The following is an 18,961-nucleotide window of genomic DNA, read 5'->3' as shown; positions in this document are numbered from 1 at the left end:
CCGCCGCACCCGGCCGCCGCACCCGGCGAAACGCGCTAGTCGCGCGCCTTCGCGCCCCGTTCCTTCAACATGTCGGCCATCAGCCTGATCTCCGACTGCTGCGCGTCGACCATGCCCTGCGCGAGCCGCCTCTCCACGCCGACGGTGCACTGGGCGACACAGCCCTCGGCCATGTGGATGCCGCCCTTGTGATGGGCGGTCATCAGCTGGAGATAGAAGACCTCGGCCTGCTTCCCGTCGAGCGTGCCGAGCCGCTTCATCTCGCTGTTGGTGGCCATGCCCGGCATCAGCGAGCCGTCCTTGCCGGACGCCATGTCCCCCATGCCCATCCAGGTCATCGGCGCGTCCGAGGACACCTTCGGCAGCTCCCACAGGTCGAGCCAGCCGAGCAGCATGCCGCGCTGATTGGCCTGCGTCTGCGCGATGTCGTACGCGAGACGCCGTACCTCCACGTCCTTGGTGCGGTCCCGCACGATGTACGACATCTCGACGGCCTGCTGGTGGTGGACCGCCATGTCCCGCGCGAAGCCAGCGTCCGCCGAGTCGGCGGCGGGTGCCCGCGTCCCGGAGTCGTCGCCGTCGGCGACCGCGTAGGTGATCGCCCCGGCCGCGACGAGCACGGCCGCCGCGGCGCCCGCGATCCAGCCGACCTGCCTCACTGGGCCAGACCGTTGGTGCAGGCCGCGCCCGGTTCGGGCGTCTGCTTGCCCTGCACGAACTCCGAGAGGAACGCGTCGACGTTCTTGTCGCTCGCGCCGGTCACCGTGCGCTGCTTGCCCCAGGCGCTCATCATGATCGGGTCCTTCTGGTCCTCGACCGGGCTCATCAGCGTGTACGGGGTCTTCTTGACCTTCGCCGCGAGCGCCTTCACATCGGCGTCGGGCGCCTTGCCGTTGTACGTGATCCAGACCGCGCCGTGCTCCAGCGAGTGCACGGCGTTCATGTTGTCGACCGCCTTGGAGTAGACGTCGCCGTTGCAGTTCATCCAGACCTGGTTGTGGTCACCGCCGACCGGCGGCTCCATCGGGTAGCTCACGGTCTTCGTGACGTGGTTGCGCGCCAGGGTGCCCTTCCAGGTCTTCACGCCGTCCGCGCCCGTGACGAAGTGCCCCGACGCCGCCTTCGAGTCGCTCGCCGTGTCCTTCTTGTCCGACTGGGACCGGACGAGCACGACTCCGCCGGCGACGAGACCGGCGACGACGACCGTGCTCGCCGCTATCACGAGGATCCGGTTGCGCCGCTCACGATTGCGCTCGGCGCGGCGCAGCTCTTCGATGCGCGCCTGGCGCGAGGCGGTGCTGGTGTTCTTGGCGGAACCCATGGTGAGTCCTTATGGGGATGGGGCGGTCGGGTTCGCCGATCGTAATCGGGAAGGGAGGGGCGTCGGCAGGGAGGGCACGGGATTGGCCGAAGAAAGGGCGGGCCGGGAGGCGGGCGGGGGAGAGGCGCGCCGTGATGGCGGAGGGACGCGGGAGCGGAGGGACGCGGGACGCGGCGGCGGGATGCGGGACGGGGGCGGAGGGAAAATTTGAACCTAAGATGCGCATTACCTACGCTGTCGGGCATGCGGTTGTTGCGATCCACCGACCTGGCCCTGCGCTTCCTGATGCGACTGGCCGTCGTCGGCGACTCGACGCCCACCACGCGCGAGGTCGCGGCCGACATGAACGTCCCCTACACACACGCCGCCAAGGTCGTCGCGGAGCTCCAGCACCTCGGGCTGCTCGATGCCCGGCGCGGCAGGGGAGGCGGTCTCACGCTCACCGAGAAGGGGCGCGGAGCGTCCGTCGGCGCGATCGTGCGCACCTTCGAGGGAGACGGCGAGGTCGTCGAGTGCGAGGGGGACACGCCGTGCCCGCTCGTCTCCGCGTGCCGGCTGCGGGGTGCTCTGCGGCGGGCCCAGGAGGCCTTCTACGCCTCACTGGACCCGCTGACCATCGCCGACGTGGTTGCCGAGCCGACCGGGCCCTTGCTGCTCGGCATCAGCCGGAGGCCGTAGCTTCGCCCCGGAGCCCGGAGCCCGGAGCCCGGAGCCCGGAGCCCGGAGCCCGGAGCCCGGAGCCCGGAGCCCGGAGCCCGGAGCCCGGAGCCCGGAGCCCGGAGCCCGGAGCCCGGAGCCCGGAGCCCGGAGCCCGGAGTACGCGCACGGCCCTGACCGGGCATCGTGCTCCGTGGAGCCCGGGGGTCCGGCCGGCCGTGTGGGCGTGCCGGACCCCGTCTCCACGGTGGATCCGCCGGACAGTCTCAGTCCTGGGCCAGCCAGAGGTCCGGCCCGAAGACCTCGTAGTGGATGTCGGCGGCGGGCACGCCCTTCCCGAGGAGCTGGGTCCGTACCGCTCGCATGAAGGGCAGCGGGCCGCACAGGTAGGCGTGCGTGCCCGGCCGCACGGTCACTCCGGAGAGGTCGACCAGACCGGTCCGGTCGGCGGGGTGGCCCGGCTCCGGGTGCTCGTACCAGAAGTGGGTCTCCGCGTCGGCGAGCTTGCCCGCGAACGCCTCGTGGTCGGCGCGCAGCGCGTGCTCGGCGGGGGAGCGGTCGGCGTGCACCACGGTGACGGGGGCCTTGTGGCCGGAGACCGCGAGCTGCTCCAGCATGGCGATCATCGGCGTGACGCCGATGCCCGCGGAGGCGAGGAGGACGGGGGCGTCGGCGTCGTCGAGGACCAGGTCGCCGTACGGCGCGGAGACCTCGAGGACGCTGCCCTCGCGGACGTGGGCGTGCAGGTGGTTCGAGACCTCGCCCTCGGGGCTCGCCGCGGCGCCGGGATTCTCGTCCGCGCGCACCCGCTTGACGCTGATCTGGCGCACCGGTGAACCGGGCGCGCTGGAGAGGCTGTACTGGCGTATCTGGCGGGCGCCGTCCGGGAGCCGGACGCAGACCGAGACGTACTGGCCCGCCCGGAAGTCCGGGAGGGGGCCGCCGTCGGCCGGGCGGCTCCGGAAGGTGGCGACGTCGGCGGTCTCCTCGACGCGCTCGGTGACCACCCAGGGGCGCGGGACCCCGTCGTCCGCCTGCTCGTCGTACAGGCGCTTCTCGATGGCGATCAGGGCGTTCGCCATGAGCCAGTAGACCTCGTCCCAGGCGGCGGCGACCTCCGCGGTGACCGCGTCGCCCAGCACCTCGACGATGGCGGCGAAGAGGTGCTCGTGCACGACCTTGTACTGATCGGGCGCGACACCCAGCGAGGCGTGCTTGTGGGCGATGCGGTTCAGCATCGCGTCGGGCCGCTCGTCGGGGTGCTCGACCAGGTAGGTGGCGAAGGCGGCGATGGATCCCGCCAGGGCCTGACGCTGGGTGCCGGCGGCCTGGTTGCCGCGGTTGAACAGATCACGGAGCAGCTCGGGGTGGGCGGTGAACAGCCCGGAGTAGAAGCGCTCGGTGATCTCGCCGATGGCGGCGCCGACGACGGGGAGTGTGGCGCGCACGGTCGAGGCGGATGGTTCGGACAGCATCAGGACTCCTCAAAGCCAGGGCGGAAACGGTGGGTTGCGGCCCCCTTGTACGCACCGCACCCTAGTAAAACTTGCATCTGAGATGCAAATTAAAGCCCGTGGGGCCGGAGAGTGAGGGTGGGCTATTACGGGGGCGGGCGTGAGCAGGCAGTATGTGCAGCAGAGCAGGACACCTGCCGTACGCGAGGCGTTCAGACCGAGGTCGCCCGGCCGATCAAGGTCCGCAACGCGCATGAAATGGTGTTGTGGTGGGATGCTCAGGTGCGCCGATCGTCTTCGAGGCGTGGGAGCAGGCGGCCTGACCAGCAAGGATGGGTGGAAGCGGAAGATGGACAAGCAGCAGGAGTTCGTGCTCCGGACGCTGGAGGAGCGTGACATCCGGTTCGTACGTCTGTGGTTCACGGACGTACTCGGCTTCCTCAAGTCGGTGGCCGTGGCCCCGGCGGAGCTGGAACAGGCCTTCGACGAGGGCATCGGCTTCGACGGCTCGGCCATCGAGGGCTTCGCCCGCGTCTACGAGTCGGACATGATCGCCAAGCCGGACCCGTCGACCTTCCAGGTGCTGCCCTGGCGCGCCGAGGCCCCCGGTACGGCCCGTATGTTCTGCGACATCCTCATGCCGGACGGCTCCCCGTCCTTCGCGGACCCGCGGTACGTCCTCAAGCGCGCCCTCGCCAAGACCTCGGACCTGGGTTTCACGTTCTACACCCACCCCGAGATCGAGTTCTTCCTGCTGAAGAACCGCCCGCTGGACGGCTCGCGCCCCACCCCCGCCGACAACTCCGGCTACTTCGACCACACCCCGCAGAACGTCGGCCAGGACTTCCGGCGCCAGGCCATCACGATGCTGGAGTCGATGGGCATCTCGGTCGAGTTCAGCCACCACGAGGGCGCCCCCGGCCAGCAGGAGATCGACCTGCGCTACGCCGACGCGCTCTCCACGGCCGACAACATCATGACCTTCCGGCTGATCATGAAGCAGGTCGCGCTGGAGCAGGGCGTGCAGGCCACCTTCATGCCGAAGCCGTTCTCGGAGTACCCGGGCAGCGGTATGCACACGCACCTGTCCCTCTTCGAGGGCGACCGCAACGCGTTCTACGAGTCCGGCTCGGAGTACCAGCTCTCCAAGGTCGGCCGCTCCTTCATCGCCGGGCTCCTGAAGCACGCCGCGGAGATCTCCGCCGTCACCAACCAGTGGGTCAACTCGTACAAGCGCATCTGGGGCGGCTCGGAGCGCACCGCGGGCGCCGGCGGCGAGGCCCCCTCGTACATCTGCTGGGGCCACAACAACCGCTCCGCCCTGGTCCGCGTGCCGATGTACAAGCCCGGCAAGACGGGCTCGGCGCGGGTCGAGGTCCGCTCGATCGACTCCGGCGCTAACCCCTACCTGGCGTACGCGTTGCTCCTGGCCGCGGGCCTGAAGGGCATCGAGGAGGGCTACGAGCTCCCGCCGGGCGCCGACGACGACGTCTGGGCCCTCTCCGACGCCGAGCGCCGCGCCATGGGCATCGAGCCCCTCCCGCAGAACCTCGGCGAGGCGCTGGCCCTCATGCAGCGCAGCGAACTCGTCGCCGAGACCCTCGGCGAGCACGTCTTCGACTTCTTCCTGCGCAACAAGAAGTCGGAATGGGAGGAGTACCGCTCCGAGGTCACCGCCTTCGAACTGCGGAAGAACCTGCCGGTGCTGTAGGGGCAGGTCGGGGCGGGTTTCCCGCGAGAACGGCGCGTGGGGCCGACGGTCGGTGACCGTCGGCCCTGCGGTGTCTTCGGGGGCCGGGGCCGCCCCCGGGCCGGGGACGGCGCCGGGCGGTGAGGCGGGTGCCCGGGCCGCCCCCCGGCGGTGAGGCAGGGATCGGGAGTTCGGCTCCCCCTGGGCCGGTGTGTCCGGAGGGTCGGAGTCACGCGCATGGGTGGGGAAGCTGAGGCGCGGAGCACCGGGTTCCGCCGTCAACTCCGCTCCTTGCGACGCCTGTTGGTCGGTGGAGCGGGCCGGTGATGAAGACTGTGGGGATGGAGTTCTTCTGTTATCACCGTGACCGGCCCGGCTCCCTGGAACTGCGCGACGAACTGCTGGAGGAGCACTGGTCCTACATGGACCGGTACGCGGCGGAGATGATCGCCCGCGGCCCGACCCTCGACGGTGACCGGGACGCGCCCACCGGCAGTGTGCACATCGTCGACCTGCCGGATCCCGCGGCCGCCCACGCGTTCGCCTTCGGTGAGCCCGGTTACCAGGCGGGCGTGTACCGCGACGTGCTGGTGCGCCGGTGGCGCAACACGCTGGGGCGCACCATGTGGGAGTTTCCCGGCGGCCGTACCGGTGGCGACCGGTACCTGGTGCTCGGCCTCGGCGCGGGTCGGGCCGCCGACCTCGAGGTGCCGCCGGAGCAGGACGGGCTGATCGCCTACGGGCCGCTGCTGTCGGACGACGGCTCCGCCTGGCTGGGTACGGCGGCGCTGGTGCGGGCGCCGGACCGGGGCGCGGCCCGCGCCGTCCTCACCCCCGACAGGTACGCCGACATCGAGGTCCACGACTGGCAGTTCGGCGGGCGGCCGTCGTGAAGCGAGGCGGCGGCGGAACCGGTGGGGCCGGCCCTGGCCGCGCTACGACGCGCCGAAGGTGACCCGCGGGCGCACATACGCGGGAGACACCGCCGCGGTGCTGATGCGCCGCGGCTTTCCCGTGCCGTCGGACGGGACCATGTACAGGTCGGCTCCGTAGTCGCCGGGGAGGGCGTAGACGAGGGTGCGGTCGTCGCGCCAGACCGCCTGGTCGTCGACGCTGCGGGGCTCGGCGAGCGGGGTTTCGCGCCCGGTGCGCAGGTCGAGGACGTACAGGCGCCAAGGGGCGTCCTGGGGAAGGCCCTTGACGCGCTTCTTGAACGCGACGCGGGTGCCGTCGGGTGAGAGGGACGGGCATTCGACGTTCGTGCGCAGGGTGGTGACGGTGCGGGTGCGCAGGTCGCCGCGGACCAGGTGCGTGGTGCCGTGCGTGGCCATCGTGGCGTAGAAGGTGCGGTCGTCGTCCGCGAAGGTCACGCCCCAGAAGTTGACGTCGGCCGCGTGGTAGGTCCTGCCGTCCTTCACCACGCGGTACGCCTCCATGGACGGTGTCAGCCTCCCCGTGCGGGTGTCGACGACGGCCGCCCGGGTCGAGAAGTTCGTGCCCGCGTAGGAGTCGCCGCCCACGAACGCCGTCCAGGCCGCGTACCGGCCGCTGGGGGAGACACGGGCGCGGGACGGGATGCCGGGCACGTCGTAGCGGGCCGTCACGCGCAGACCGGCGTCGAGGATCACCGCCCGGTAGGTGTCCCGGACCGTGCCGTGCACCGCCTGGAGGCACACGCCGGTGCCCGAAGCGGCGTAGAAGCGCAGGCACTTGACCTTGGACGCCGTGCGCGGGCCCGACGGGTCGGACGCCGGGACGGAGGTCAGCTCGTCGCGGTGCGGGCCCCAGGCCATGTTCCGGAACACCAGCCGCCGGGGGTCGGTCAGGGAGACCCGCCCCGCGGTGATCCGCGGGCCGCCGGGGCGGGCCTCGTTCCTGCGCTCGGCGCGGGCCGAGGCGTGCAGCACGGAGGCCGTGGCGACGCCCGCCAGGACGACCAGGGCGCAGACCAGGACCAGGATGCGGGTTCGCAGCGTCATGCGGGACCTTCTGCCGAGGGGGTGCGGTGGGTGGGGCGCAGGCTCAGCGCGAACAGGGCGCCCAGGGCGAGTGCGCCGGCCGAAGCGGCGAGCGCCGTACGGTCGCCCCACGCCGTCCACGCCGCGCCGAAGCCGAGCGAGCAGACGAACCGGGCCAGTGCCTGACCCGTCTGGACCAGCGCGAGCCCGGACGAGCGCAGCTCCTTCGGCACGCTGTCCGAGGCCGCGGCCATGAGCACCCCGTCCGTCGCCGCGTAGAAGCCGCCGTGCAGGAGCAGGACGGCGTACGGCAGCGCCGTACCGTGCCAGGACGTGAGCAGCAGGGTGTACGCGAGGAGCAGGGCGCCGTGTCCGGCCAGGAACACCGGCCACCGGCCGGCCCGGTCCGCGAGCCGGCCGAGCGGGACGGCCAGCAGCAGGAACGCGGCGGCCGTGCCGAGGGGCAGCAGCGCGAACCAGCGGTCCGGCACCCCGAGCCTGCGCTGGAGCAGCAGGAACACGAACGAGTCGCTGACCGTGGCGAGGCCGAGCAGGGTCGCGCAGAGCGCGATGCGGCGCAGTTCCGGGCGGCGCAGGAGAGCGAGGGCGGCGCGCAGGGTGGGGCGCGGCGCGGCGGGGGCCGCGGGGGTGGAGGTCGCGGCGGCGTCTTCGGTCGTCGTACGCGGGGCCCGCGCACCCGAACGCCCCGGCACGAACAGGACCAGGACCAGAACGCCGACCAGGGCCACGCAGAAGCTCACCATGAACACCGCGTCGTAGCCGTCGACGGTGGCCCGGAGGATCAGGAAGGCGGCCAGCGGGCCCAGCAGGGCGCCCGCCGTGTCCATCGCGCGATGGACGCCGAAGGCGCGGCCGCGGGTCTCCGGGGTGCTCGACAGGGAGATGAGGGCGTCGCGCGGGGCGGTGCGCAGGCCCTTGCCGGTGCGGTCGGCCGCGAGGACCAGGCCGATGGGGGTCAGGGTCTGCGCCACCAGGAGCAGGGGTTTGCAGGCCGCCGAGATGGCGTACCCGGCGCCCGCCACCCACTTGTGGCGGCCGCCGCCCCGGTCGGCGAGATGGCCCCCGGCCAGGCGGACCAGGGCCGAGAAGCCGTTGTAGATCCCGTCGAGAAGTCCGAAGCCCAGCGGGGACAGGCCGAGGCCCGCCACCAGGTACAGGGGCAGTACCGCCGTCACCATCTCCGAGGAGACGTCGGTGATCAGGCTGACCGTGCCGAGTGCCAGCACCGTGGGCGCGACCGCGTTACGGCGCCGCCCGGCGCGGGGCCGGGCGGCGCTTTCCGCGGACGCCGCCGGAGACTCCGGTGTACCGGCGCGGCTGTCCGCTACGTACATGTCAGGACGTCCAGATGCCCGTGATGTCCTTGGCGGAGGCCGCGTTGCCCGCGTGCGGGAGGCCGTGCATGTCCTCCAGCGTGCGCAGCAGGTCGTAGTGGTTGTAGGTGGTGGTGGAGGAGGAACCCGCGGTCACCTGCTGGCCGTAGAGCACCGTCGGGATCTTGTTGCCGCTGAGCCGGTTGTCCTCGTCGAAGGTGACGACGAGCAGGCTGTTGTGGGTCTTGGCCCAGGTGGCGTACGCGCTCAGGTTGTTCTTCAGCCAGGTGTCGCCGGTGGACACCGAGCAGTCGTGCATGTCGCTGCACAGGTTCGGGACGACGAAGGAGACCTGCGGAAGGGTCGTGTAGTCCGTCGGGAACTGGGCGAACGTCCTGGCGCTGGACGTCGGAACGTTGCTGAAGCCGAACCAGGGGTTGTGCTTGCGCGCGTACTTGCCGCTGCTGCACGTGGTCGAACCCTGGCTGGGGAGGGTCTCGTTGTAGCTGCCCCACGTCCTGCCCGCGGCGATCAGCTCGGAGGCGAGGTTCGGGGCGGAGGAGAAGCCGGGCGTGTAGCAGCTGTCGTCGGTGATGCCCTGGGTGGAGCCGGAGAACAGGGCGAAGTAGTTGGGCTGGCTCGGGTGCGTCTCGGCGTACGACTGGGAGAGATTGGCCCCGCCGGTCTTGAGCGAGTTGATGTACGGCGCGCTGGAGGAGCCGATCACCTGGCTGTACGCGTGGTTCTCGAAGACCACGACCACGACGTGGTCCGGGGTCGGGACCGCGGCCGCGGCGCGGGCGGGCGACGAACCGGCGAACCCGGTCCACAGCCCGGCCGCGGCTGCGGTGAAGGCGAGGGCGGATGCCACGAGGGCACGACTGCGGCGGTACACGTTTCTGCCGGACACTTCAGACCTCCGGTGGGGGGAGAGGCGACGGTGGCGGTGCGGACAGAGCATGCACACGCCAAGATTCCCTCTCCTCACGTCCCCCAACCGGAGGGATGAAGAGCGGATGAACTACTGCCGCTGGGCGGCCAGCTCGCTCAGCAGCCGGTGCAGCGGCTCCGTCTCCCGCCGCCGGTACTCCTGGATCGCCCAGCCGTTCCCGTCCGGGTCCTTGAAGTACATGAACGTGGCACCGTCCCGCGGAGCGAACTCCACCGGCTCGCTGACGTCGAGCCCCCGGGCCGTGAGCTCCTCGTACGCCGCCTTGGCGTCCGTGACGCACAGCTGCATCCCGTGGTACGTCCCCGGCCGCGGCGTCCCCGTCGGGACCTCGAGCCCGTCGACGAGCGCGATCGAACACCCGGACCCGGGCGGCGTCAGCTGCACGATCCGCACCCCCTCCATCACCTCCCCGTCCAGGTCGACATGGAAGCCGACCTTGTCCCGGTAGAACTCCTTGGCCCGGTCCACGTCGGAGACCGGCAGCAGGATCACTTCGAGGGTCATGTCCATGGCTTGACTCCCTTGTCGTACGGCTCATGGCTCAGTCCACAGAAGCCCAGACCGGCGCGGGGCGCCACCCTGGGGACCGGGGTTAGGCTCGCTTCGCACGACCTTGATCCGATGTTCCGTGGAGTCCGATCCGACAGGAGGCCGGGATGACGGCGCCGGGGCGCAGAAGCAGTACCTTCACGCGGCTGCTGCGACACGGCTTCACCGATCCGTCGGCGGCCGAGCGGCTCCTGGAGGGGCCCGAACTGGCGCCCGTGCGGTCCGACCCCGTCCTGCTGGACGCGCTGGGCGCCACCGCCGACCCGGACCTCGCGCTGCTCGGACTCGTCCGGCTCGTCGAGGCGCAGGACGGGCACCCCGCCCAGCGGGAGCTCCTCGACACACTGATCGCGGCCAAACCGCTGCGGGACCGGCTGCTGGGCGTGCTCGGCGCCTCCGCCGCGCTCGCCGACCACCTCGCCCGGCACCCGCACGACTGGCAGGCCCTCGTCACCTACGAGGCACAGGACCTGCATCCCGGGGTCCAGGAGTTCGAACGGGGACTGGCGGACGCGACGGACCCCGTCTCGCTGCGCGTGGCCTACCGCCGCTGCATGCTCTCCATCGCCGCGCGCGACGTCTGCGGCACCACCGACCTCGCCCAGACCGCCGCCGAACTCGCCGACCTCGCCACCGCGACCCTGCGCGCCGCGCTCGCCATCGCCAAGGCCGCCGCGCCCGACGACGCCGCCCTGTGCCGGCTCGCGGTCATCGCGATGGGCAAGTGCGGTGGACACGAGCTCAATTACGTGTCCGACGTCGACGTGATCTTCGTCGGGGAGGGTGTCGAGGGGGCCGACGAGCAGAAGGCCGTGCAGGCGGCCACCCGGCTCGCCTCGCACATGATGCGGATCTGCTCCGAGACGACCGTCGAGGGCAGCATCTGGCCGGTCGACGCCAACCTGCGCCCCGAGGGCCGCAACGGTCCCTTGGTACGCACGCTCAGCAGTCATCTCGCCTACTACCAGCGGTGGGCCAAGACCTGGGAGTTCCAGGCGCTGCTCAAGGCCCGCCCCGTCGCGGGTGACCTGGAGCTGGGCGAGAAGTACGTGGCCACGCTCTCCCCGCTGGTGTGGCAGGCCGCCGAGCGGGAGAACTTCGTCGCCGACGTGCAGAAGATGCGGCGCCGCGTCGTCGAGAACATCCCGGCCGCCGAGATCGAGCGGGAGCTGAAGCTCGCTCCGGGAGGGCTCCGGGACGTCGAATTCGCCGTACAACTACTCCAGTTGGTGCACGGCCGGGCCGATACGTCCTTGCGCAGCGGTACGACACTGGACGCCCTCGAGGCGCTCGCGGCGGGCGGATACGTGGGACGCGCCGACGCCGTACAACTGGACGACGCCTACCGCTTCCTGCGGACGATGGAACACCGCATCCAGCTCTTCCGGCTCCGGCGCACACATCTGGTGCCGGAGGACGAGGCCGATCTGCGGCGGATCGGGCGGTCGCTCGGGCTGCGCGCCGACCCGGTCAAGGAACTGAACCGGGAGTGGAAGCGGCACGCGGCCATGGTGCGGCGGCTGCACGAGAAGCTGTTCTACCGGCCGCTGCTGGACGCCGTGGCCCAACTTGCGCCGGTCGAGGCCCGGTTGAGCCCGGGAGCGGCCCGGGAGCGGCTCATCGCCCTCGGGTACGCCGATCCTGCCGCCGCGCTGCGCCACCTGGAGGCGCTGGCCTCCGGGGTCAGCCGCAAGGCAGCGATCCAACGGACCCTGCTCCCGGTGCTGTTGGGGTGGTTCGCGGACTCCGCCGACCCTGACGCCGGCCTGCTCAACTTCCGCAAGGTGTCGGACGCGCTCGGCAAGACCCCCTGGTATCTGCGCCTGCTGAGGGACGAGGGCGCCGCCGCCGAGAACCTCGCGCGGGTGCTCTCGGCGGGGCGGCTCGCCCCGGACCTGCTGATGCGGGCGCCGGAGGCGGTGGCACTGCTGGGCGACGGGGAGAGCGGCGGCCTCGAACCGCGCGTCCGTGCCCATCTGGAACAGGAGATCCTCGCCGCGGTGCGGCGGGCCGACGGCGGCGAGCAGGCGGTGACCGCCGCGCGCGGCGTGCGGCGGCGGGAGCTGTTCCGCACCGCCGCGACGGACATCGTCGCCTCGTACGGAACCGAGGAGACGCCGGCGGTCGCCGATCAGGGGGCACTGGTCGACCTGGTCGGCGGCGCGGTGTCCGATCTGACGGCGGCGACGCTGGCGGGAACGCTGCGGGCCGTGGTGCGGGACGGCTGGGGGGACACGCTCCCCACGCGGTTCGCGGTGATCGGGATGGGCCGATTCGGGGGCCATGAACTCGGCTACGGCTCCGACGCGGACGTGCTCTTCGTGCACGAGCCGCGGGAGGGCGTCGACGAACAGGAGGCGTCGCGGGCCGCGAACGCCGTGGTGTCCGAGATGCGGCGGCTGCTCCAGCTGCCCAGCGCGGACCCGCCGCTGCTGATCGACGCGGATCTGCGGCCCGAGGGGAAGTCCGGGCCGCTGGTCCGGAGCCTGAACTCGTACGAGGCGTACTACCGGCGCTGGTCGCTGGTGTGGGAGTCGCAGGCGCTGCTGCGCGCGGAGGTCGTGGCGGGGGACGCCGACCTCGGGAGCCGCTTCATGGAGCTGGTCGATCCGCTGCGGTATCCGGCGGAGGGGCTGGGCGAGGAGGCCGTGCGGGAGATCCGGCGGCTGAAGGCCCGGATGGAGACGGAGCGGCTGCCGCGCGGCGCCGACCCCACGCTGCACACCAAGCTCGGGCGCGGTGGTCTCTCCGACGTGGAGTGGACGGTTCAGCTGATCCAGCTGCAGCACGGCTGGGTCGAGCCGGGCCTGCGGACGACCCGGACGCGGGAGGCGCTGGCCGCCGCCTGCGCGGCGGATCTGCTGTCCACGGAGTACGCGGCGACGCTGGACGAGGCGTGGGTCCTGGCCACCCGTGTCCGGAACGCCGTCATGCTCGTGCGGGGCCGGGCCGGGGACACCTTCCCCTCGGACGGCCGTGAGCTCGCCGCCGTGGGCCGGTACCTGGGGTACGACCCGGGGCACGTCGGGGACATGCTCGACGACTACCGGCGGACCACCCGGCGGGCCCGGGCCGTGGTGGACGAGCTGTTCTACGGAGCCTGAGGGAGCCCCGGACGGTCACGGAACGTGACGGCGGGCGGCGGTCAGGCCTTCAACGGCAGGGCCGGCGCCCCGCGCGTTCCCGGTACCCACTGCGGCAGGGAGTACGGCAGCGCCCCGTACCACAGGCGCGCCACCAGGAAGCCGAAGGCGAGGCAGAGCAGGCCGCCCACCGCGTCCAGCCAGAAGTGGTTCGCGGTGGCGACGATGACCAGCAGAGTGGCCGCCGGATAGAGGATGCCGAGGATGCGGGCCCAGGGCGCCGAGGCCAGCGCGAAGAGGGTCAGGCCGCACCACAGGGACCAGCCGATGTGCATGGACGGCATCGCGGCGTACTGGTTGGACATGTGTTTCAGGTCGCCGGAGGCCATCGAGCCCCAGGTCTGGTGGACCATGACCGTGTCGACGAAGGTGCCGCCGGTCATCAGGCGGGGTGGCGCGAGCGGGAAGAAGTAGTAGCCCACGAGAGCCACCGCCGTGGTCGCGAACAGGACAAGCCGGGCCGCCGCGTAGCGGCCCGGATGACAGCGGTACAGCCAGACAAGAACACTCAGCGTCACCACGAAATGCAGCGTCGCGTAGTAGTAGTTCATGCCGATGATCAGCCATGTCACCGAGTTCACGGCGTGATTGACCGACTCCTCGACGGCGACGCCGAGGTGGTGTTCCACCTGCCAGATCCAGTCCGCGTTGCGCAGCGCTTCGCGTCGCTGCTCCGGAACGGCGTTCCGGATCAGCGAATACGTCCAGTAACTCACGGCGATGAGCAGGATCTCGAACCAGAGGCGGGGGCGACGCGGGGCCCGCATACGACGCAGGAGCTTGTTCCCCGCCTTCTCCTCCGCGACGGGCTGTGGAGTGGCCTGCTCCCGGCCTTCCAGTGTCGTCACGGTCGTCTCACCCATAGGCACAGAGTCTGCCAGAAAAGCCTTCCCCCACCGATCATCCCTTGGTCGGGTCCTGGTCGCACGTTCTACGCCCGGAGGAGGCACAAGGCCCACCGGCCATCCTTCCTAGGGACGATTCCGGTCCCCAGGGGCAGAAGCGGTCGAACCGCGCACCACCAGTTCCGGCATGAACACGAATTCGCTGTGCGGCGCGGGCGTCCCGCCGATCTCCTCCAGCAACGTGCGCACCGCGGCCTGTCCCATCGCGGGCACCGGCTTGCGGACCGTCGTGAGCGGCGGGTCGGTGAAGGCGATCAGCGGCGAATCGTCGAATCCGACGACCGAGATGTCCTTGGGGACCTCCAGGCCGCGCTGGCGTGCCGCCCGTATCGCGCCGAGCGCCATCATGTCGCTGGCGCACACGATCGCCGTGCAGCCGCGGTCCATCAGGGCGCTCGCGGCGGCCTGGCCGCCCTCGAGCGTGTACAGCGAGTGCTGGACCAGTCGCTCCTCGACATCGGCGGGGCTCAGGTTCAGCTGCTCCTGCATGGTGCGCACGAAGCCCTCGATCTTGCGCTGCACCGGCACGAACCGCTTGGGGCCGAGGGCGAGTCCGATGCTGGTGTGCCCGAGCGAGGCGAGGTGGGTGACCGCGAGGGCCATCGCCGCGCGGTCGTCCGGCGAGATGAACGGCGCCTGCACCTTGGGCGAAAAGCCGTCGACCAGGACGAACGGGACACCTTGACCACGCAGTTGCTCGTACCGCTGCATGTCGGCGGAGGTGTCGGCGTGCAGGCCGGAGACGAAGATGATGCCGGCGACCCCGCGGTCGACCAGCATCTCGGTCAGCTCGTCCTCGGTGGAGCCGCCCGGGGTCTGGGTCGCGAGGACGGGGGTGTAGCCCTGGCGCGTCAGGGCCTGCCCGATGACCTGCGCGAGGGCAGGGAATATCGGGTTCTCCAGCTCGGGGGTTATGAGGCCCACCAGGCCCTCACTGCGCTGCCGCAGGCGCACCGGGCGCTCGTAGCCCAGTACGTCGAGCGCGGCCAGGACGGACTGGCGGGTGGTCGCGGCGACGCCCGGCTTCCCGTTCAGGACGCGGCTGACAGTCGCCTCACTGACCCCCGCCTGGGCTGCGATGTCGGCAAGCCGTGTGGTCACAGGATTGGACTGTACCGGTCGCATCTCACCCTGCCCACCAACCAGACGCCGTGTGCGGGCGGTTGATCGGCCCGCTCCGGGCTGCTGCGTCATCGCGCTCCCTCGTGTTCTGGTCGGCTCGGCGTCCCGTGCGTGCGCCGCGGGAAAGGGGTGGCTCCTGCAAGGCGCTGAAGGGCGATGATCCCCCGTACCGGACAGCGATGGCAAGAGCTTGCAGAGTCTTGCACAGAGGCCCACATGTCTGCTGAGCGGCGTGATACCAGGGTTTCGGGGTGGACGCCACGAGGTCACGGCGGCGTAACTCTCGACAGCTCTTGCACTTTTTTGCTGCAAGGTCTTTCGCGTCGCTTACATGGCTGTTACGTTCACGTCGCCCGGCGGACGCAACGGCGCAGTCGGCAAGTCGGCAAGGGGATCGGGCGGGACCGATTCCCCACCTACTCGGGCTTTCACCCTCAAGGAGATCTCATGCGGCGTGGCATAGCGGCCACCGCGCTGGTGGCGTCCTTCGCCCTCGCGGCGACGGCCTGCGGCGGTAGTGACAGCGGCAGTGACAAGTCGGGCGGCCCCACCACCATCACCTGGTGGGACACTTCGAACGCCACCAATGAGGCGCCGACGTACAAGGCCCTGGCCAAGGAATTCGAGAAGGCCAACCCCAGCATCAAGGTCAAGTACGTCAACGTCCCCTTCGACCAGGCGCAGAACAAGTTCGACACGGCGGCCGGTTCCAAGGGCGCCCCGGACGTGCTGCGTTCCGAGGTCGGCTGGACCCCGGCCTTCGCGAAGAAGGGCTACTTCCTGCCGCTCGACGGCACCGCGGCCCTCGCGGACCAGGCGAAGTTCCAGCCCAACCTGATCGAGCAGGCGAAGTTCGACGGCAAGACCTACGGTGTGCCGTTCGTCACCGACACCCTCGCGCTCGTCTACAACAAGGCGCTGTACAAGAAGGCCGGCATCACCGAGGCCCCCAAGACCTGGGCCGACCTGAAGACCGCCGCCGCGACGATCAAGAAGAAGACGGGCGTCGACGGCTACTGGGGCTCGACCCAGGCCTACTACGCGCAGTCCTTCCTGTACGGCGAGGGCACCAACACCGTCGACGCCGACGCCAAGAAGATCACGGTGAACTCGCCCGAGGCCAAGAAGGCCTTCGGCACCTGGCAGGGTCTGTTCTCCGGCAAGGGCCTGCACAAGGCGGACACCACCGCCGACGCGTACGCCCACATCCAGGACGCCTTCGTCAACGGCAAGGTCGCCTCGATCGTCCAGGGCCCGTGGGAGATCACCAACTTCTACAAGGGCTCGGCCTTCGCGGACAAGACGAACCTCGGTATCGCCACCGTCCCGGCCGGCTCCACCGGCAAGGCGGGCGCCCCGACCGGCGGCCACAACCTCTCCGTGTACGCGGGTTCGGACAAGGCCCACCAGGAGGCCTCGCTGAAGTTCGTGAAGTTCATGACCTCCGCGAAGTCGCAGTCGACGATCGCGCTCAAGAACTCCACGCTGCCGACGCGTGACGACGCCTACACCGCCGAGGTCAAGGCCGACCCGGGCATCGCCGGCTACCAGGGTGTCCTCCCCGCCGCCCAGCCGCGCCCGGCGCTTCCCGAGTACGGCTCCCTGTGGGGCCCGCTCGACACCGAGCTGCCGAAGATCGCGGGCGGCAAGGAGTCCCTGGACAAGGGCCTGAGCAACGCCGAACTGGCGATCGCCAAGCTGGTCCCGGACTTCAGCAAGTGAGCCCGTGTGGCCGCCGGATCCTTCCCCGGCCCGACTCCGGTCGGGCCGGGGGGAACCCCCAGGACATTCGGGGGAACGGATCCGGCGGCCACCGGCTGTGTGCGCCCAACTCCTGATCTTGCAGAAGGTGTCGAACCATGACAGTCGCCATCGACCGAGCGACCGGCAAGCGCCGCGGTGACCGAGCACCGCGTCCCGGCCGGATGCAGCGTCTGAAGCACTCGTACCAGAAGTACTGGTATGCGTACGCGATGATCGCCCCGGTCGTCGTCGTACTCGGCGGATTGGTGCTCTATCCCCTGGTGCGGGGCCTCTATCTGACGTTCACGGACGCCAACAGCCTCAACTCGGCCCGCACGATCGGCGTCAACCACATCGACGCCACCTACAAGTTCATCGGCCTGGACAACTACAAGGACATCCTGTGGGGTCCGACGTCGTACGACCGCTTCTGGTCGCACTTCATCTGGACCATCGCCTGGACCGTCCTGTGTGTCGCCCTGCACTACTGCATCGGCCTCGGTCTCGCGCTGCTGCTCAACCAGAAGCTGCGCGGCCGGACGTTCTACCGGCTGATCCTGGTGCTGCCCTGGGCCGTGCCGACCTTCGTCACCGTCTTCGGCTGGCGCTTCATGCTCGCCGACGGCGGCATCATCAACGCGATGCTCGACGCGGTGCACCTGCCGGCGCCGGCGTGGCTGGAGGACACCTTCTGGCAGCGCTTCGCCGCGATCATGGTCAACACCTGGTGCGGTGTGCCGTTCATGATGGTCTCGCTGCTCGGCGGACTGCAGTCCATCGACGCCACCCTGTACGAGGCCGCCGAGATGGACGGCGCGAACGCCTGGCAGCAGTTCCGCTACGTGACCCTGCCGGGTCTCAGGTCGGTCAGCTCCACCGTCGTGCTCCTCGGCATCATCTGGACGTTCAACCAGTTCGCGGTGATCTTCCTGCTCTTCGGCAACACCGCGCAGGACGCGCAGATCCTCGTCACCTGGGCCTACTACCTCGGCTTCGGACAGCAGCCGCGCGACTTCGCGCAGTCGGCGGCCTACGGCATGCTGCTGCTGGCCATCCTGATCGTCTTCACCTCCTTCTACCGCCGCTGGCTGAACCGCAATGACCAGCAGCTCGCGATCTGAGGCAGGAGTCTCCATGAGCACCACCACACTTCAGACGCCTCCGGCCGACCAGACCTCCGGGTACGAGGAGGCGCCCCGGCCGGCGAGCAAGCGCGGTCAGCGCGGCATCGTCCGTTCGCTCGTCTCCCACGGCATCCTGATCGTCGCGAGCCTGGTCGCGCTGTTCCCGATCGCCTGGCTCGTCTACCTGTCCCTCGGCCCGGACAAGGACGACTATCTGCACCCCGAACGCATCTGGGACACGATGACGTTCGACAACTACTCCTTCGTGCTCCAGCACACGAACTTCTTCGAGTGGATGAAGAGTTCGCTCATCGTGTCGCTCGGCACCACGGTCGTCGGCGTGATGGTCGCGGCCACCACCGGCTACGCGGTCTCGCGCATGCGCTTCCCCGGCTACAAGAAGTTCATGTGGGTCCTGCTGGTCACCCAGATGTTCCCGATCGCCGTGCTCATCGTGCCGATGTACCAGATCCTCTCGGACCTGCAGCTCATCGACTCCTACCTCGGCCTGATCCTCGTCTACTGCTCGACGGCGGTGCCCTACAGCGCCTGGCTGCTCAAGGGCTACTTCGACACCATTCCGTTCGAGATCGACGAGGCCGGCCGCGTCGACGGGCTGAGCCCCTTCGGCACCTTCTTCCGGCTGATCCTGCCGCTCGCCAAGCCGGGTCTCGCGGTGGCGGCGTTCTACAACTTCATCACCGCGTTCGGTGAGGTCGCCTTCGCCTCGACGTTCATGCTGGACGACTCGAAGTACACCTTCGCCGTCGGACTGCAGAGCTTCGTCAGCGAGCACGACGCGCAGCGCAACCTGATGGCCGCGACGGCCGTACTGGTCGCGATACCCGTCTCCGCCTTCTTCTACCTGGTGCAGAAGAACCTGGTGACCGGACTCACCGCGGGCGGAACGAAGGGCTGATCCGCCGAGGAGATCCCTGTTCGCCCAAGACTCCCGCGCGCTCGACGCGCGCGGGTGGCGGCCGCGGTGCCCATCCGACCCCGCCGGTAC

16 protein-coding genes are annotated in these 18,961 nt (G+C 70.3%); 7 read left to right on the top strand and 9 right to left on the bottom strand.

Annotation, left to right across the window (positions count from 1 at the left end; all coding sequences use genetic code 11):
• Nucleotides 1-35 precede the first annotated feature (35 nt).
• Nucleotides 36-659, bottom strand: coding sequence for a DUF305 domain-containing protein (locus OG788_RS14960; protein WP_406371268.1), 624 nt, complete (start codon nt 657-659; stop codon nt 36-38).
• A complete protein-coding gene (locus OG788_RS14955; RefSeq protein WP_351539753.1) occupies nt 656-1,321 on the bottom strand; it encodes a DUF3105 domain-containing protein in 666 nt (221 codons plus the stop codon). Before OG788_RS14955 ends, OG788_RS14960 begins: the two co-directional genes overlap by 4 nt.
• Before the next feature lie 243 nt (nt 1,322-1,564).
• On the opposite strand from OG788_RS14955, the gene OG788_RS14950 reads away from it, so the two are divergent.
• Entirely contained in the window at nt 1,565-1,999 is a 435-nt protein-coding gene (locus OG788_RS14950) for an Rrf2 family transcriptional regulator (RefSeq protein WP_351539756.1), read from the top strand.
• Nucleotides 2,000-2,244: 245 nt separating this feature from the next.
• Here the strand turns inward: OG788_RS14950 and OG788_RS14945 are convergent, their stop codons facing one another.
• Nucleotides 2,245-3,453 (bottom strand): globin domain-containing protein, encoded by a 1,209-nt coding sequence (locus OG788_RS14945; protein ID WP_406371267.1) that lies wholly within the window; start codon nt 3,451-3,453, stop codon nt 2,245-2,247.
• A gap of 328 nt (nt 3,454-3,781) precedes the next feature.
• Here OG788_RS14945 and glnA point away from each other — a divergent pair, with 328 nt between their 5' ends.
• Together glnA and OG788_RS14935 are read left to right on the top strand one after the other, a co-directional pair.
• Nucleotides 3,782-5,143: a type I glutamate--ammonia ligase gene (glnA, locus tag OG788_RS14940; protein ID WP_351539761.1), complete on the top strand. Its 1,362-nt coding sequence runs from the start codon at nt 3,782-3,784 to the stop codon at nt 5,141-5,143.
• 320 nt (nt 5,144-5,463) lie between these two features.
• On the top strand, nt 5,464-6,015 hold the full coding sequence (locus OG788_RS14935; protein ID WP_406376752.1) for a YciI family protein: 552 nt from the start codon (nt 5,464-5,466) through the stop codon (nt 6,013-6,015).
• Between the two features lie 42 nt (nt 6,016-6,057).
• On the opposite strand, the gene OG788_RS14930 is transcribed toward OG788_RS14935, so the two are convergent.
• The 4 genes from OG788_RS14930 to OG788_RS14915 form a co-directional block, all read right to left on the bottom strand.
• Nucleotides 6,058-7,101: a TolB family protein gene (locus OG788_RS14930; RefSeq protein ID WP_406371264.1), complete on the bottom strand. Its 1,044-nt coding sequence runs from the start codon at nt 7,099-7,101 to the stop codon at nt 6,058-6,060.
• On the bottom strand, nt 7,098-8,435 hold the full coding sequence (locus OG788_RS14925) for an MFS transporter (protein ID WP_406371262.1): 1,338 nt from the start codon (nt 8,433-8,435) through the stop codon (nt 7,098-7,100). The genes OG788_RS14930 and OG788_RS14925 overlap by 4 nt, the downstream gene beginning before the upstream one ends.
• A 1-nt stretch (nt 8,436) precedes the next feature.
• On the bottom strand, nt 8,437-9,324 hold the full coding sequence (locus tag OG788_RS14920; RefSeq protein WP_406371260.1) for an alkaline phosphatase family protein: 888 nt from the start codon (nt 9,322-9,324) through the stop codon (nt 8,437-8,439).
• A gap of 111 nt (nt 9,325-9,435) precedes the next feature.
• Nucleotides 9,436-9,876 (bottom strand): VOC family protein, encoded by a 441-nt coding sequence (locus OG788_RS14915; protein WP_351539775.1) that lies wholly within the window; start codon nt 9,874-9,876, stop codon nt 9,436-9,438.
• Between the two features lie 146 nt (nt 9,877-10,022).
• On the opposite strand from OG788_RS14915, the gene OG788_RS14910 reads away from it, so the two are divergent.
• Nucleotides 10,023-13,019 (top strand): bifunctional [glutamine synthetase] adenylyltransferase/[glutamine synthetase]-adenylyl-L-tyrosine phosphorylase, encoded by a 2,997-nt coding sequence (locus tag OG788_RS14910; protein WP_406371258.1) that lies wholly within the window; start codon nt 10,023-10,025, stop codon nt 13,017-13,019.
• 41 nt (nt 13,020-13,060) lie between these two features.
• Here OG788_RS14910 and OG788_RS14905 read toward each other — a convergent pair whose 3' ends face one another.
• Complete coding sequence (locus tag OG788_RS14905) at nt 13,061-13,921, bottom strand: phosphatase PAP2 family protein (RefSeq protein WP_351539781.1); 861 nt, start codon at nt 13,919-13,921, stop codon at nt 13,061-13,063.
• 108 nt (nt 13,922-14,029) lie between these two features.
• Nucleotides 14,030-15,064, bottom strand: coding sequence for a LacI family DNA-binding transcriptional regulator (locus OG788_RS14900; RefSeq protein WP_351539787.1), 1,035 nt, complete (start codon nt 15,062-15,064; stop codon nt 14,030-14,032).
• A gap of 468 nt (nt 15,065-15,532) precedes the next feature.
• Between OG788_RS14900 and OG788_RS14895 the strand changes: the two genes are divergently transcribed.
• The 3 genes from OG788_RS14895 to OG788_RS14885 all read left to right on the top strand — a co-directional run bounded on the left by OG788_RS14895 (nt 15,533) and on the right by OG788_RS14885 (nt 18,871).
• A complete protein-coding gene (locus OG788_RS14895) occupies nt 15,533-16,807 on the top strand; it encodes an extracellular solute-binding protein (RefSeq protein ID WP_351539790.1) in 1,275 nt (424 codons plus the stop codon).
• Nucleotides 16,808-16,944: 137 nt separating this feature from the next.
• The gene (locus OG788_RS14890) at nt 16,945-17,949 is read left to right on the top strand and encodes a carbohydrate ABC transporter permease (RefSeq protein WP_406371256.1); all 1,005 of its coding nucleotides are present in this window, start codon (nt 16,945-16,947) and stop codon (nt 17,947-17,949) included.
• A gap of 13 nt (nt 17,950-17,962) precedes the next feature.
• On the top strand, nt 17,963-18,871 hold the full coding sequence (locus OG788_RS14885) for an ABC transporter permease subunit (RefSeq protein ID WP_356755513.1): 909 nt from the start codon (nt 17,963-17,965) through the stop codon (nt 18,869-18,871).
• Nucleotides 18,872-18,961 lie beyond the last annotated feature (90 nt).

The organism is Streptomyces sp. NBC_00647 (assembly GCF_045207245.1).
Taxonomy (GTDB): Bacteria; Actinomycetota; Actinomycetes; order Streptomycetales; family Streptomycetaceae; genus Streptomyces.
Note: the sequence above shows the minus strand (reverse complement) of the source record. Positions and strands in the feature narration are given on the sequence as shown.